Raw genomic sequence first — 15,057 nt, forward strand, 5'->3', positions numbered from 1 at the left:
TCTCATTCTTGCCGGTTTGCCCGCTCAGGTCGAGCGCACCGGAGTTTTCAAAGTTACCAACTCTTCCGACATTGTGGGGTGCACCGCAACCGTGCGGTCGAAATCTTCTTTGGTTGCCCCCATTTTTACCGCGATTCCGGCCAGCTGGATCATCTCGCCCGCACCGGGTGCGACGATATGGCAGCCCAGCACCTTGCGGGTGGCCTTCGAAACGATCAGTTTCATCAGCACCCGCTGCGCCCGGCCGGCAAAGGCCTGCTGCATCGGTTTGAACGAGGTCGCATAAACCTCAACCGGCTCCTGCTCGCGCGCTTCTTCCTCGCTGAGGCCAATGGTGCCCATCTCCGGCTGGGTGAAGATCGCGGTCGGGATCAGCGCGTGGTCGGGGCTGGTCGGATTGCCCTTGAACACGGTCTCGACAAAGGCCATCGCCTCGCGGATCGCCACCGGCGTCAGCGCCACCCGGTCGGTCACATCGCCGATCGCATAGACCGACGGCACTGAGGTCTGGCTGTATTCATCGACGATGATCTCGCCCTTGCGGCCGCGCTGCACGCCAATTTCCTCAAGCCCGAGGTTGTCGGCATTGGGGTGGCGCCCGGTGGCATACATCACCTTGTCGAACAGCCGCTCCTGGCCATTCGTTGATTTCACCCGGATCTTGTCGCCTTCCTTGTGCATCTCCAGCACATTGGTGCCCAGATGCACGTCGATGCCGGCCTGGCACATCTCCTCGGAAATCAGCCCGCGCGCCTCGTCGTCGAAACCGCGCAGGATCTGCGCGCCGCGGTAGAATTGCGTGGTCTTGACGCCCAACCCGTTCATGATGCCCGCAAACTCGCTGGCGATATAGCCGCCGCCGACGATCAGCAGGCTCTCCGGCAGCTTGTCCAGATGGAACATCTCGTTCGAGGTGATCGCCAGTTCCGAGCCCGGGAACTCCGGCACAGTCGGCCAGCCGCCGGTGGCAATCAGGATATGCTTGGCGGTCTTGCGGGTGCCGTCGGCCAGCTCCACCGTGTGGGCATCGGCCAGCTTGGCACGGCTGTCAAAGCTCTCGACGCCGTTGTTCTTCAGGATATTGCGGTAGATGCCTTCCAGCCGGTCTAGCTCGCCATGCAGCTTGCCCTTGAAGGCATCCCAGTCAAAGGCACCGGCCTTGATGTCCCAGCCATAGGCCTGCGCGTCCTCGAACATGCTGGAGTATTCAGACGCGAACACCATCAGCTTCTTCGGCACGCAGCCGCGGATCACGCAGGTGCCGCCATAGCGGTCCTCTTCCGCCAGCGCCACCTTGGCGCCTTCCTGCGCCGCCACCCGTGCCGCCCGCACCCCGCCGGAGCCGCCGCCGATGACAAACAGATCGTAATCAAAGCTCATGAAGTTCCGCCCTTTGCATTTCTTGATCAGGTGTATCCCATAACGGACCACCAAACGCCATATGCCCAAGTGGGCGTTCCCGCGCCGCATTCAACCTTTTGCATTGAATTTGCACAGGGTTGTGAGGCGGAATTCCGGTTTTCCGCCCCCCCATGGGCAGTGCATCCGAAGAAAACGGAATTCGGCGCGAATTCCGTCCTGAAATCCTGCGAGGATTTCAGACCCGTCTCCGCCGCCAGCTTTTAGAAGCCCTGCCCCCGGTTTCCGCGCCGGAAACCGGGCCGGATTCCTCGCAGGAATCCGGTTTGCAAAACGCGGAACGCAGCCGCACTCAATCCATCAAATCGGTGAACAGGTTGTCGGTTTCGACAAAATCCAGCTTGTCCTTCTCGACGGTGCCTTCGTTGATGTCGCGCACCTCAACACGGCCGTCGCCATAGCCGATCACCACCGTGTCGCAGATGTCAATGAACAGCCCGTTCTCGATCACCCCGGGGATCTGGTTCAAGACCAGCGCCAGCTGACGGGCATTGCCGATCCGTTTCAGATGCAGGTCCAGCAGGTAATTGCCCTCATCCGTCACAAATGGCGCCCCGCCGTTCATCCGCAGGGTGGAGCTGCGCCCCATCACATCCATCGACACCAGCGTCTCTTCGATCAGCGCCTGGCTGCTCTGCCAGCCGAACGGAAGCACCTCCACCGGCAGCGGGAAGGCGCCCAGGGTCTCCACCATCTTGCTGGCATCGGCAATCACCACCATCTGGTCAGAGGCCGTGGCGACAATCTTCTCCTGCAGATGCGCGCCGCCGCCGCCCTTGATCAGGTTCAGGTCCGGATCAAACTCATCGGCGCCATCAATGGTCACATCCAGCCACTTGGCCTCATCCAAAGAGACCACAGGGATGCCCACGTCCCGCGCCAGCGCCGCGGTGCGGCTGGAGGTCGGCACCGCGGTGATCCGCAAACCCTCCTTCAGCACCAGATCGCCCAGGCAGCGCACCAGCCAGGCCGCAGTTGACCCGGTGCCAAGCCCCACCCGCATACCATCTTCGACCATCTCCGCCGCCCGCTTGGCCGCAACGAATTTCGCCTTGTCGATGGGGGACAGCTCTCCGGTCATCGCGGATCTCCATGCAAACGCTTTCCCCGCCGTTATAGGCGGTTAGCCGATTCCGCGCGAGGGGGCTTTTGCGCCCCGCCCGCCGCCCGGCTGGAAATCCCGCCCGTTCGCCCTAGTCCTCTTATGCGGGCGGATGCGGACGGAGGGACAGGAATGCTGCAATTCGACAAGGAAACCACCCGCGTGCTGGAGGATGCCTACCAGGGTGCCGACATTTCCCGGCGGCGGCGCGCCAGCTTCGACGCGCTGGCACCGGCACCGGGCGACCGCATCCTGGACCTCGGCTGCGGCAACGGGCTGCTGACAGAGGAACTCGCCCGCGCGGTCGGCCCCGCGGGCCATGTGACCGGGCTGGACGCCAGCCCCGACATGCTCGCCGCCGCCCGCCAGCGATTGCAGGAACGGGAAAACACCACCCTCACCGAAAGCGATGCCGCGACCCTGCCGTTTGAGCCGGAAAGCTTTGACAAGGCGGTCTCGGTGCAGGTGTTCGAATACATCACCAGCCGCCGCCCGGTGCTGCGCGCGGTGCACCATGTGCTGAAACCGAACGGCCGCCTGGTGATCGGCGACATCCACTTTGACACCTTCGCCTGGCACAGCGACAACCGCGCCCGGATGCAGCGGTTCCTGGATATCTGGGACAACCATCTGGCCGACCGCACCGTGCCCGCCCGCCTGCCGGAAGAACTGCGCGACAGCGGCTTCACGCTCGAAACGATGCACCCCGTGACCATCTGCGACACCAGCCTGCGCCCGGACGGCTTGGCCGCCATGATGATCCGCCTGATCCGCGCTTATGCCGTTCAGACTGAAGCCACCGATGAGGACGACGCCGCCGCCTGGGCGCAGGAACAGGAGGAACTGGCGGCGGAGGGGCGGTTCTTCTTCTCCCTCACCCATTTCGTCTGCACCGCCCGGCGGGTCTGAACGGGCAGCTGCCCTCCGCGCAAGGGGCAGGAACTCCTGTCTCGAACCGGCTGTTTTGTGCGGCAATTCAGAACGCACGCTGAGCGGACGAAGCGGACTTTCAAGTTACTGAACCTTACAGTTAAACAGAGCGCAAAGAAGCATTCCCCAGAATGAACTCTAACATCGCATCAGCCAACAGGTCTGGCCTTTGAACAGGGCCGCCATGACTTACGCCCGGTACTTTTCTTAGTATTGCGTTGTCGATGCTGTTGCTCGTGTGCTCAGCCATTAAACGGTACTGATCAAGTGAGTTTTCTCCGTACAAGATTAAGGTCGGGCATTTAATTTGAGCAAATTCCTCAGGTGACAGTGGTTTGGCAGGCTCTGCATTAAGATCAGGCATCATCGTATGGCAATTTTCCAAATGAACCTTTTGAAAGTCTGGATGCAACTCAAGAAAACCACCTGCTGGCATGCTATAGACAGCCTCAAGACCTACCCGCATACCTGTCTCAAGATCGCCCTTCTCCGCCAATTCATAGGCTGGCTCTAATCGGTCCCACGCAATTTCGCGAGCATGCGTTAGTGGGCCATTTTCTTTTGGCGGTTCGCACTCAAACGATGGCTCAAAGATACTTAGCGAAAGCACTTGTTTGGGTATTGTCGCCGCCGTGCGTAACAGAATTCCGCCTGCATAAGACCACCCAGCGAGATGGACCGGCTCCTCCAATTTTTCCAATATGTCGATCAGGTCTTCTGTATGGACACGGCGCGCGAAAGGTTTGTCGTTTGGCCAGTGCCAGTCCCCAAAATGCCGCTGAGTGTAAGCCATGAACTTAGCTCGGCGGGAAACGGGTTTCCAAAGACCGCACCAGATACGATGATCGGCCCATGCTCCATGAACAAACAGAACAGGTGATCCGCTTCCTTCAACTACCATCGGGAAACTGATTTCTTTGACTGCAAATGCCAACGGGGCTGGCATCCCGGCCAAATCGATTTCGCTCAATTCTCGGCTCATTACAGCGAGACTAAATCAAGCAGCATTTTGAGGCAATTTGAACTTGGCGGGCAATCACAACGCGCGCCCCTTCGGCGTCCGCTTCGGGCTCAAAACAGAGCTGCGCAACGCATGACCCGCTCGGCGTCCTTCCGCCGCTTCGGGGCCTCTTGACCAAACATATATCACAAAGGCGGGTTTCCTATTGGAAACGCCGGAAACGGACACATATTCTGCCGGTCCGAGTTATAATGTTGCGCTATGAAACCCGAATACCGCCTGCACTACGCCCCTGACAACGCCTCACTGGTCATCCGGCTGGTGCTGGAGGAGCTTGGCCTGCCCTATGAAACGGTCCTGGTCGACCGCCGGGCAGAGGCGCAGAACAGCCCCGAATACCGGGCGCTGAACCCGGGCGGTCTGATCCCGGTGCTGGAAACCCCGGACGGGCCGCTGTTTGAAACCGCCGCGATCCTGCTGTGGCTCTCCGAGCGCCACGCCGCGATGGCGCCGCAGCCCGGCAGCGCGGACCGCGCAGCGCTCCTGAAATGGCTGTTTTTCGCCTCCAACACGCTGCACGCCGACCTGCGGATGCTGTTCTACCCGGACAAATACATCGGCGATGCCGAGGCAGATCAGCAGCAGCTGCAAAAGGTCCTGCGCCAGCGCCTGCATGTGCATCTGACCAGCCTCAACCAGGCCGCCGCAGACCGCCCTTCCTGGCTCGGCGCGCCGCAGCCGTCGGTGCTGGACTATTACCTTGCCTGCCAGATCCGCTGGATGGCGCTTTATCCTGCGCAGGCCGACAAAACCTGGTTCACCCTGGCCCATTACCCCAGCCTGCAGCAGATCTGCGCCGCGCTGGAGCACCGCCCCGCCGTTACCGTGGCACGCGAGGCCGAGGGCCTCGGCGCCACCCCGTTCACATCCCCGGCCTACGCCAATCCCCCAGAAGGATCAGCCACCTAATGTTCCTCTCCGTTTTCGACATGTTCAAAGTGGGCATCGGCCCGTCGTCCTCCCACACCATGGGTCCGATGGTCGCCGCCGCGCGCTTCCTCGACATGATGCGCGCCTCGCCGTTTGAATTCCACGGGCTGCGCGCCTCGCTGCACGGCTCGCTCGCCTTCACCGGCGTCGGCCACGCCACCGACCGCGCCACCATCCTCGGCCTCGGCGGCTTTGTCGCCCATGACTACGACGACGCCAAGGCCGAGGCCTTCCTGGCGGAGCTGGACAAGACCCATACCATGCACCCTGAGGGTCTGGGCGCGCTGCACTTCGACCCCAAGGCGGACATGATCTTTGACTATGATCACGCACTGCCGGGTCACGCCAACGGCATGATACTGATGGCCACCGATGCCCAGAGCGACGTGATCCTGAAACAGGTGTTCTACTCGATCGGCGGCGGCTTTGTCGTGACCGAAGAAGAACTGGCCGCAGGCAAGGCCACCGACGAAGGCGACCCGGTCCCCTTCCCGTTCAAATCCGCGGCAGAGATGCTGGAGATGGCCAAGGCCAGCGGCAAGTCGATTGCCGAGATGAAGCGCGCCAACGAGATCTCCCGCGGCTGCTCCGACAGCCTCGCCAAGGGCACCGCCCGCATCTGGCAGGTGATGAACGACTGCATCAACCGCGGGCTGGAGCGTGACGGCATCCTGCCCGGCGGCCTCAAGGTCCGCCGCCGTGCCAAGGGCATCTATGACGCACTGATAGCCGAACGCGGCATGAACCTGACCGCGCCGCACACCATCAACGACTGGATGAGCGTCTATGCGATGGCGGTGAACGAAGAAAACGCGGCTGGCGGCCAGGTTGTGACCGCGCCGACCAACGGCGCCGCAGGCACCCTGCCGGCCGTGATCCGCTACTATCTCGACCATGTGCCGGGCGCGTCCGAAGCCCATGTCGAGGATTTCCTGCTGACCGCCGCCGCGATTGCCGGCCTGGTGAAATACAACGCGTCGATCTCCGGAGCCGAGGCTGGCTGCCAGGCTGAGGTCGGCTCCGCGTCGGCAATGTCCGCCGCCGGCCTCTGCGCCGTCATGGGCGGCACGCCGGAACAGGTGGAAAACGCGGCTGAAATCGCGCTGGAGCATCATCTGGGCATGACCTGCGACCCGGTGAAGGGCCTGGTGCAGGTCCCCTGCATCGAGCGCAACGGCCTCGCGGCAATCAAGGCGGTCTCCGCCGCGTCCCTCGCCCTGCGCGGCGACGGCCAGCACTTCGTGCCGCTGGACGCCTGCATTGAGACCATGCGCCAGACCGGCGCCGACATGCACGACAAGTACAAGGAAACCTCGCTCGGCGGCCTAGCCGTGAACGTGCCGAACTGCTGAGTTTCATGTCTCAGTCTGCCGCTGCCGGAGCAACCAAACACAGGTTCGCGCCCGGCACCGAGGGTGGGCGTTTCGCGCCCGCCCTGGGGGCGGGGACGGGCGCGAACCGGGCCGCAAGCGGCCCGGGGTCTATCTCCCCAATCCGTCCCGCCTTCAACCGCACCTTGTAAGTTTCCCCCACCCCGCCTAGCCTGCCGCCATGACACAGGACCGGCCCCTCCTCGGCATCGCCCTGATGCTGGGCTTCTGCATGGTGATCCCGCTGGGCGACGCCATCGCCAAACTGCTGACGGACCGGGTGCCGGTCGCGCAGATCGTCTTCATCCGCTTTGCCGCCCAGGCCGCAATCCTGCTGCCGCTGGCCCTGGCCCTGCGGCTGCCGCTCAGCCTGTCGCGCCGGGTGGCACCGCTCTTGTTCCTGCGCACTCTGTTGCAGATGGGCGGCATCGGCGCGATGTTCACCGCCTTCCGCTACCTGCCCTTGGCCGACGCGGTGGCCATAGCCTTCGTGATGCCCTTTCTGATGCTGCTGCTGGGCAAATACGTCCTGCACGAACAGGTTGGCCTGCGCCGCCTCGGCGCCTGCGTCGTCGGCTTTGCCGGCACCTTGCTGGTCATTCAGCCCAGCTTTGCCGCCGTCGGCTGGAACGCACTCTGGCCGCTGCTGGTTGCGGTGATCTTTGCCTTGTTCATGCTGATCACCCGCAAAATCGCCAAGGAAACCGATCCCATCGCGGTTCAGGCCGTGGCGGGCGTCATGGGCACCGCGCTGCTGGCACCGGTGTTCCTGATCGGCGACGCGGCCGGTATCACCGCGCTATCCACCGCCCTGCCGCCGCAGGACACCTGGAGCCTGCTGGCCGCGGCCGGCGCGCTTGGCACCGTGGCGCATCTGATGATGACCTGGAGCCTGCGGTTCGCGCCCACCTCCACCCTCGCCTCGATGCAATACCTGGAAATCCCGGTGGCGGTGTTCTTCGGCTGGCTGATCTTCTCGGAACTCCCGAACACTCTCGCGGCTTTCGGCATCCTCCTGACCATCAGCGCAGGGCTTTACGCGGTGATGCGCGAGCGCAAGGCGTCAGAAACCGAAGAGCGCATCAACCCCGCCTAGCGGTCCAGCCGGACCGCCCCCAGCACATCCGCCAGCAACCGCCGCGGCACAATCGCCAGCAGCCCCGGCCCCTTCGCCTCCAGCCGCACCGGACCCGTCGCCCGGTTCGAGGTGCCGATCCGCCCCATCGGCGACATTGTCAGCCCGTCAATGGGCCACTCCAGCCCCTCGGACCGCCCCTGCACCTCCTGCATCGGAAACAGCGAAATCACCTCACCCGCCTCCGCGGGCAGTTCCACCGCCCGGGTCAGGTGAAAGATCACCTCCGTCTCCCCCACCAGCACAACCGGCACGTCATGCCCCTGCACCAGGGTGCTGAACGCCGCCAGCTGGTGATCCACCCGCGCGCCCAGGAACCCCACCGCCAGCACCGCCGGCGCCGCTATCATCCTCAGCGCCTTGTCAAAATCGGTGCTGTCCTGCTCCGCCACCGGGTGCAGGCTGTCCGGCGGCAGCTGCCCCCGCACGTCATCGCTCAGCGAGTCAAAGTCCCCGATCACCGCCCGTGGCACCTGCCCCGCCGCCAGCGCCGCCGCAGCGCCGCCATCCGCCGCAACCAGCACCGGCGCCAGCGCCAGCGCCGCCTCCAGATCGCCAGAGGCCACTTCCCCGCCGCCTACCAGCGTGATTGGTTCCGGAACGTCTACAATCTTAGTATTCATGCGGTGAATTCCCGCCTATTTTGGAAACAAGACACATTGTGAACACAAAATGATACGATCAATTGCACGGATTCGAGCAAAATTGGTCCTTCCAGCCTTTATGGTGAATGACAACCTATGTGACGAAGACGAGCGAGCTGATGGTACATAACAACAAAGTCTTGACCGTATCCTATGGAACCTTTTCCTGCACATTGGAAGGGTTCGAGGATTCCTTCGGCACAATGAAGGCCATTGCCGAGTATTTCCGCGACCTTGCCGCGGATGACCGCTACTTTGGCGCCGAACCGCCGCAGCCCGATGCCGATATGCTGGCCCGCATTGCCCAGCGCGAGATCGCCCGCCAGGTCGAGGCCCGCACCAGCGAGGGCGGCATCCACCTGCGTGCCGCCACCCCGGCGCTTGGCGCCGCCGCTGCTGAAGCTGCCGCACCGGCTCCCACCGCTGCACCTGCCCCGGCGCCAGCGCCTGCCGCAGAACCGGTTGCCGAACAGCCCGCGCCCGCGCCGACGGAAGCTGAAGTTCCGGCCGCCGAAGCGGAAGCCGTGGCTGAAACCGAAGAATCCGTGGCCGAAACCGAAGAAGCTGCCGCAGACGTGATCGCCGCCGAAGCCTCCGAAGCCGCCGCCGAGGCGGTTGCAGAAGAAGCCCAGGCCGCCGCTGCCGAAATCGAGGACGCCGCGGAAGAGGCTGAAGCAGAAGAAGCCGCAGAAATCATCGCGGAAGCCGAAGCCGAAGCCGAAGCCGAAGCCGAAGCCGAAGCCGAAGAAGCCATCGCCGCTGTGCTCGGCACCGCAAGCGAAGAAGAGCCTGCCCCCGCCGTCGAACTGCTGGAAGTGACCGAAGCCGAGGCAGATTTCACCGAAGCGGCAGCAGAGGCGGAAGAGCCGCAGGCAGAGGCCGAAGAGGTCGAGACTGCGGCCCCTGCAGCCGCCTCCGCCGCCGACAGCATCGCCGCCAAGCTGCAGCGCATCCGCGCCGTGGTCGCCCAGACCCCTGAAGAGGATTTCAGCGAAGACGAGCACGCCGATGACGTGCTGGATGGCGCCGCTGAGGACATCTCCGCGGCCCTGCTGGAAGATGACGGCGCACCGGATTTCGATGACGAGGCCGACGACGAGATCGCCCGCGCCCTGGACCGCCTGGACCTGAACAGCGCCGCTGCCGAAGCAGCCCAAGCAGAAGACGCGGACACCGAGGAAGCCTCCGCAGGCGATGACAGCGGCGAAGACGAAGCCGAAGCCGAAGACGGTCTCTTCGCAGGCCTTGATGAGGACAGCGAAGAGGACAGCTCCAGCCAGCCGGCCGGGGAAGAAGAAGCCCCGGCACCGAAACCGGCCCGCGTCCGCATCACCAAGATCAAGCGCGCGGTCCTCGACCAGGCCGTTGCCTCCGGCCAGCTGCAAGAGACAGAGGACACCCCGGCTCCGGCAGACGCAGAGCCCGAACAGCCCATCCTCTCCGACGAGGACGAGGCCGACCTGATGCGGGAACTGGCCGAGGTGGAGGCTGAGATCCTGGCCGCGTCCGAACAGCCTGCTGCCGAAGACTCCGCTGAAGCTTCCCTTGAGGATGATGCCGATGCGGCAGAGGCGGCGGATCCGGTGGCTGCGCCCGGCCTGGCCGACAGCGACGTCTCCCGGCTGATGGCCGCCGCCGACGAAAAGCTGGAAGACCCGGAAACCGCCTCCTCGCTTGAGGCCTACAGCCAGCTGCGCGGCGCCGTCGCCGCCACCAAGGCTGACGGCCCGGACGCCGGCAGCGCCAGCGACGAGGCCAAGCCTTACCGCGACGACCTCGCCAGCGTGGTGCGCCCGCGCCGCCCCGAAGCCCGGCCCGAAGCCCGCCAGGGCGTCTCGGCGCGTCCGGCCAGCCCGGCCGCGCGCCCGGCGCCGCTGAAACTGGTGGCCGAGCAGCGCATCGACGAAGGTGCAGCCGCGGCCCCTGCCGCTGCGGCCCCCCAGCCGGTGCGCCCGCGCCGGGTATCAGCCGCGGTTCTGGGCAATGACGCAGAGGCAGGCGGCAGCGGTTTTGCCGCCTATGCCGAAGAACGCGGCGCGGCTGAGCTGCATGAACTGCTGGAGGCCGCCGCCGCCTACATGAGCTTTGTCGAAGGCCGCGACCACTTCTCGCGCCCGCAACTGATGAACAAGGTGCGCAGCGCCGGCAGCAGCGACTTCAACCGCGAGGACGGGCTGCGCTCCTTCGGCCAGCTCCTGCGCGACGGCAAGATCGAACGCTCCGGCAACGGCCAGTTCACCGCCTCCGGCGACATCGGCTTCAAACCCAAGCGCGCCGCGGGCTGATCCCCGGACAGCAGAAACAGAAAAAGGCGGCCCCGCAAGGCCGCCTTTTCTCATTCTCAAACCAGATCCGGCTTCATCTTTCCGGAAATACTCCGGGGTGAATTGGCCGTCAGGCCAAGAGGGGCAGCGCCCCTCCCCTTATTTCTCCGGGTCAGTCTTCCCGGCGTCCGGGTCTTCCTTGCCGACGCCGCGGAACACGAACTTGAACGGCAGCACCCAGACGATGCCCAGCGCCACATAGACGATCAGCTCCAGCCACAGGGGCGGCCGGTCGAGCCAGTTCATCACCGTGACTGCGGCCACGATGTAAACCGGCATCCCCACCAGCAGGATGACCAGGGCCCAGCGCCGCCGGGCCTTGTAGCTCAGGCCTTGCTTGTCAGCCATCAGTCGGCAAACGGGTCGGTGACCAGGATGGTGTCGTCCCGCTCCGGGCTGGTGGACAAGAGTGCGACCGGGCACTCGATCAGCTCTTCCACGCGCTTCACGTATTTGATCGCGTTGGCGGGCAGATCGTTCCAGCTGCGCGCGCCCTCGGTGGACTCGCTCCAGCCCGGCATTTCCTCATAGATGGGTGTGCAGCGGGCCTGCTGGTCAGCCGCGGTCGGCAGGTAATCCAGATGCTCGCCGTCCAGCTCATAGCCGGTGCAGATCTTCAGGGTCTCGAACCCGTCCAGCACGTCCAGCTTAGTCAGCGAAATGCCGTTGATGCCGGAGGTGGCGCAGGTCTGGCGCACCAGGCAGGCATCAAACCAGCCGCAGCGGCGCTGGCGGCCGGTGGTGGTGCCGAACTCATGGCCGCGGGTGCCCAGGCGCTCGCCATCGGCATCCGGCTTGCCTTCCGCGTTCAGCAGCTCGGTCGGGAACGGGCCTTCGCCGACGCGGGTGGTATAGGCCTTGACGATGCCCAGCACGTAATCGATCGAACCCGGGCCGATGCCCACACCGGTCGCCGCCTGTCCTGCAATCACGTTCGAGGAGGTCACAAACGGGTAAGTGCCGAAATCAATGTCCAGCAGTGCGCCCTGCGCGCCTTCAAACAGGATCCGCTTGCCGGATTTGCGCTTCTCGTTCAGCACCTTCCAGACCGGTGCCGCAAACGGCAGGATCTGCGGTGCAATCTCTTTCAGCTGGGCGATCAGCGCGTCGCGGTCGACCGGGTCAACGCCCAGGCCCTTGCGCAGCGGATCATGGTGCTGCAGCGCCCGGTCAACGCGGGCAATCAGGGTCGCCTCGTCGGCCAGGTCGGCAACGCGGATCGCACGGCGGCCCACCTTGTCCTCATAGGCCGGGCCGATGCCGCGGCCGGTGGTGCCGATCTTGGTGCCCTTGGAGGCCGCTTCCTCGCGCGCCCGGTCCAGCTCGCCGTGCAGCGGCAGGATCAGCGGCGTATTCTCGGCGATCATCAGGGTTTCCGGGGTGATTTCCACGCCCTGCTCCTGAACCGTCGCGATTTCCTTCATCAGGTGCCAGGGGTCCAGCACCACGCCATTGCCGATAACCGACAGCTTGCCGCCGCGCACCACGCCCGAGGGCAGCGCGTGCAGCTTGTAGACCTTGCCGTCAATGACCAGCGTGTGGCCGGCGTTATGGCCGCCCTGGAAGCGGGCGATCACGTCAGCGCGCTCGCTCAGCCAGTCCACGATCTTGCCTTTCCCTTCGTCGCCCCACTGGGCGCCGACTACGACGACATTGGCCATATCCGGTCCTTTACAGTCTGGTTCAAACCCACGCTCATATAGCGATGCTGCGCAGGCAGTGGAACCGCAAATTCGCCGCAGTTGGCGCTAATTCATGGGGCACAGCACCTTCCCCGCCCGGAATCAAGCCGCAGGCGCCGGGCCAGCGCCTGCCCGCCCGCACGGGCTGGCGCTTTCGCAGGTGCAGTACTCCATTGCAAACTCGTACGGGCGCAGCAGGAATAAACTGCCATACACAGCCGTTGCAGCGCCACCCCGCAGGCAGGCGCCCGCCCTCAGCGTCACGAAAAAATCGCGGCAAACAGCGGGGTGTTGCATACCCAGCGTACGGTGCCTTCACGCGATCCTCATTTCCCTATGCCACACTGCAATCAGATCGCGATCCCCCAGCCATGGTTCCCGCGCGCGGGGCCATGATACGAGGCCCAGGCATCTGTGCGGCTGAATGGGCAACACCCGGAGACCGGCCCTGATAAAAAGGGGGTCGTCCAGGATATCCTGTCCGAGCAGGCCCCCGGCGGGGTCTGTCCACCTCCACCCCGGCGGCGCCGCCCCCTTAATCGGGACACAGCGCAACACCCGAGCGGAACGAACGAAACAACAGTACCGGCAAGAAGAAACCGCCCCGGCCCGCAAGCGGCCCCGGCGGCCACAGCTGCGCGCGCTCAGCCGCGCAGATGCACCGGCGCGCCATGCGGCGTGCTGAGGTAGGCCTCTTCCCAGCGGCTGCGCATCACCTCCGCCTCTGCGCGCGACGCCGCGCCGTCCTCGGCCAGAAACACCTCCAGCGTTTCCAGCCAGGCGCGGAAGTAATCCTCGCCGCCATCCAATTCACGGCTCAACCCATGGCGCTTGAGCGTCGCGGAAAACCGCTCCACCCAGTCGGCCCAGCTGAACCGCCCGGCCTCATTCAGATGCACCGTCAGCGCAAAGACCTGCGCATGCCAGGGTTCGGCAAAGACAGGCTCCGGTGCTGCAACCTCAGGACAGGTACTCATAGCGGCTCCAGATAGCTCTGCCACAGATCCAGCACCACTTCGTCCTCGGGGTGTTCTGCATGCGCCCACAAGGAACTGGCATGAAAGCGCACCGCATAAAGCGGCTCCGGCGCCTCGCCCAGCCCATGGGCGCTGCTGTCGGGCAAGACATGGGTGCCATGCAGCCGCAGGATATAGCCCTGCGCCCCGGCAGCGTATTGCGGCAGCCGGGTGTGGCCGCCATCGACCAGCGCGTTATCCGCAGGGATTCGCGCCCGCACCGCCTGCCCCGGTGTGAACCGCGGCTTCGGTCCGCCCTCACGGGTGGCTGGACCACCCTTGGCCAAGGCCCCCGCCACCGCATCCGCCTTCAGCGCCCGCTCCGCCAGCGCATGCAGCCCGGCGGCGCCCTGGCCCTGCAGGTCCTCGCGCGTCAGCACACCCTTCTCGACCAGGAGGTCCGCCAACGCCGAAATCCATTTCTCGTAATAGGAAAAGCGCGTGTAGTCCTTGGGCGACAGCCGCTCCCGCGCGTGGCGCGAGGTGTCGATGTTCCACTGCCCCAGCGCGCCGCAGGCCAGCGTCACCGCCAGCGCACGGGCATGCCAGTCCTCGGCAAAGACCGGTGCGTCTTCGGCCTCAGGCTTAACCGGCCCGTCACCGAATCGCCCGCCCATGTCATGCACCCGGGTCATGACGGCAACTCCCCCGGCATTTTTGCCAATCCAGTGCCGATCATGCTGTCACGGGTGACCAGCGCAGCCAATTCGTCCTCGCTCAGCCCCTCAGTGCCGCCGGGCCGCATCGGCAGCACCAGATAGCGGACCTCTGCCGTCGAATCCCAGACCCGCACCGCGGCCTCCGGTGGCAGCGTCACCCCGAACTCCGCCAGCACCTTGCGCGGCTCGCGCACCGCGCGGGCGCGGTAGGCGTCGGATTTGTACCAGCCCGGCGGAATGCCCAGCAAAGGCCACGGGTAGCAGCTGCATAAGGTACACACGACCATATTGTGCTGCTGGGGCGTGTTCTCCACCACCACCATATGCTCACCCTGGCGGCCGTAATAGCCGAGGTCTGCCAGCACCGGATCGGCATCCGCCAGCAGCGCCGCCTTGAACTCCGGCTCACTCCAGGCGCGGGCCACCACCCTGGCACCGTTCTGCGGGCCGATCCTGTTCTGATAGGTGTCGATGATCTCCTCCAGCGCGGCGGGGTCGATCAGGCCCTTTTCGGTGAGAATCGTCTCCAGCGCCTTCACCCGCAGGGCAGGATCAGGCGGCAAAAGGGCGTGCGGGTGGTCGTGATGATCATGAGGCATACCCCATGCTGCGCCCGCGCGGGGGCAGCTGTCCAGTCACGTTTCCTGATGCAAACAATCACGTTGCGTGACGTCGCATTCCATCCGGGACAACAGGTTCGCGCCCGGCACCGGGGGTGGGCGCAGTGCTGCATGGCGGAACGTCCGGACACCCAGCAAGCCTCGCATCTCTCTGAAACGGTACAGTATTTCGCGCCCGCCCTGGGGGGCGGGGCCGGGCGCGAAC

General features: G+C 64.8%; 14 protein-coding genes. 5 read left to right on the forward strand and 9 right to left on the reverse strand.

What is annotated here, in order from left to right; genetic code table 11:
• Window positions 1-24: 24 nt before the first annotated feature.
• A complete protein-coding gene (gene gor, locus RA24_RS09220) occupies window positions 25-1,380 on the reverse strand; it encodes a glutathione-disulfide reductase (protein WP_039191246.1) in 1,356 nt (451 codons plus the stop codon).
• Window positions 1,381-1,711: 331 nt separating this feature from the next.
• Complete coding sequence (gene rpiA / locus RA24_RS09225; protein ID WP_039191153.1) at window positions 1,712-2,500, reverse strand: ribose-5-phosphate isomerase RpiA; 789 nt, start codon at window positions 2,498-2,500, stop codon at window positions 1,712-1,714.
• Window positions 2,501-2,653: 153 nt separating this feature from the next.
• On the opposite strand from rpiA, the gene RA24_RS09230 reads away from it, so the two are divergent.
• On the forward strand, window positions 2,654-3,430 hold the full coding sequence (locus RA24_RS09230) for a methyltransferase domain-containing protein (protein ID WP_039149738.1): 777 nt from the start codon (window positions 2,654-2,656) through the stop codon (window positions 3,428-3,430).
• A gap of 121 nt (window positions 3,431-3,551) precedes the next feature.
• Here RA24_RS09230 and RA24_RS21950 read toward each other — a convergent pair whose 3' ends face one another.
• A complete protein-coding gene (locus tag RA24_RS21950; protein ID WP_082008948.1) occupies window positions 3,552-4,433 on the reverse strand; it encodes an alpha/beta fold hydrolase in 882 nt (293 codons plus the stop codon).
• Window positions 4,434-4,673: 240 nt separating this feature from the next.
• Here RA24_RS21950 and RA24_RS09235 point away from each other — a divergent pair, with 240 nt between their 5' ends.
• The 3 genes from RA24_RS09235 (at window position 4,674) to RA24_RS09245 (ending at window position 7,868) form a co-directional block, all read left to right on the forward strand.
• The gene (locus RA24_RS09235) at window positions 4,674-5,381 is read left to right on the forward strand and encodes a glutathione S-transferase family protein (RefSeq protein ID WP_039191155.1); all 708 of its coding nucleotides are present in this window, start codon (window positions 4,674-4,676) and stop codon (window positions 5,379-5,381) included.
• Complete coding sequence (locus RA24_RS09240) at window positions 5,381-6,754, forward strand: L-serine ammonia-lyase (protein WP_039191157.1); 1,374 nt, start codon at window positions 5,381-5,383, stop codon at window positions 6,752-6,754. The genes RA24_RS09235 and RA24_RS09240 overlap by 1 nt, the downstream gene beginning before the upstream one ends.
• Before the next feature lie 199 nt (window positions 6,755-6,953).
• A complete protein-coding gene (locus RA24_RS09245; protein WP_039191159.1) occupies window positions 6,954-7,868 on the forward strand; it encodes a DMT family transporter in 915 nt (304 codons plus the stop codon).
• Here the strand turns inward: RA24_RS09245 and RA24_RS09250 are convergent.
• Window positions 7,865-8,530: a thiamine diphosphokinase gene (locus RA24_RS09250; protein ID WP_039191160.1), complete on the reverse strand. Its 666-nt coding sequence runs from the start codon at window positions 8,528-8,530 to the stop codon at window positions 7,865-7,867. The two genes, RA24_RS09245 and RA24_RS09250, sit on opposite strands and share 4 nt — an antisense overlap.
• A 140-nt stretch (window positions 8,531-8,670) precedes the next feature.
• On the opposite strand from RA24_RS09250, the gene RA24_RS22485 reads away from it, so the two are divergent.
• Window positions 8,671-10,836 (forward strand): hypothetical protein, encoded by a 2,166-nt coding sequence (locus tag RA24_RS22485; RefSeq protein ID WP_039191248.1) that lies wholly within the window; start codon window positions 8,671-8,673, stop codon window positions 10,834-10,836.
• 138 nt (window positions 10,837-10,974) lie between these two features.
• On the opposite strand, the gene RA24_RS09260 is transcribed toward RA24_RS22485, so the two are convergent.
• The 5 genes from RA24_RS09260 to nthA all read right to left on the reverse strand — a co-directional run bounded on the left by RA24_RS09260 (window position 10,975) and on the right by nthA (window position 14,831).
• A complete protein-coding gene (locus RA24_RS09260) occupies window positions 10,975-11,223 on the reverse strand; it encodes a DUF2842 domain-containing protein (RefSeq protein ID WP_019296880.1) in 249 nt (82 codons plus the stop codon).
• Complete coding sequence (locus RA24_RS09265) at window positions 11,223-12,536, reverse strand: adenylosuccinate synthase (protein WP_039151297.1); 1,314 nt, start codon at window positions 12,534-12,536, stop codon at window positions 11,223-11,225. Before RA24_RS09265 ends, RA24_RS09260 begins: the two co-directional genes overlap by 1 nt.
• A 665-nt stretch (window positions 12,537-13,201) precedes the next feature.
• Window positions 13,202-13,534 carry a nitrile hydratase accessory protein gene (locus RA24_RS09270; protein WP_039191162.1) on the reverse strand — a complete coding sequence of 111 codons (333 nt, stop codon included), beginning with the start codon at window positions 13,532-13,534 and terminating at the stop codon, window positions 13,202-13,204.
• Entirely contained in the window at window positions 13,531-14,208 is a 678-nt protein-coding gene (gene nthB, locus RA24_RS09275; protein WP_039191164.1) for a nitrile hydratase subunit beta, read from the reverse strand. Before nthB ends, RA24_RS09270 begins: the two co-directional genes overlap by 4 nt.
• Window positions 14,205-14,831 (reverse strand): nitrile hydratase subunit alpha, encoded by a 627-nt coding sequence (gene nthA / locus RA24_RS09280; RefSeq protein WP_039191165.1) that lies wholly within the window; start codon window positions 14,829-14,831, stop codon window positions 14,205-14,207. The genes nthB and nthA overlap by 4 nt, the downstream gene beginning before the upstream one ends.
• Window positions 14,832-15,057: the final 226 nt, after the last annotated feature.

Origin of the sequence: Leisingera sp. ANG-M6 (assembly GCF_000813905.1) — a bacterium.
Classification (GTDB): domain Bacteria; phylum Pseudomonadota; class Alphaproteobacteria; order Rhodobacterales; family Rhodobacteraceae; genus Leisingera.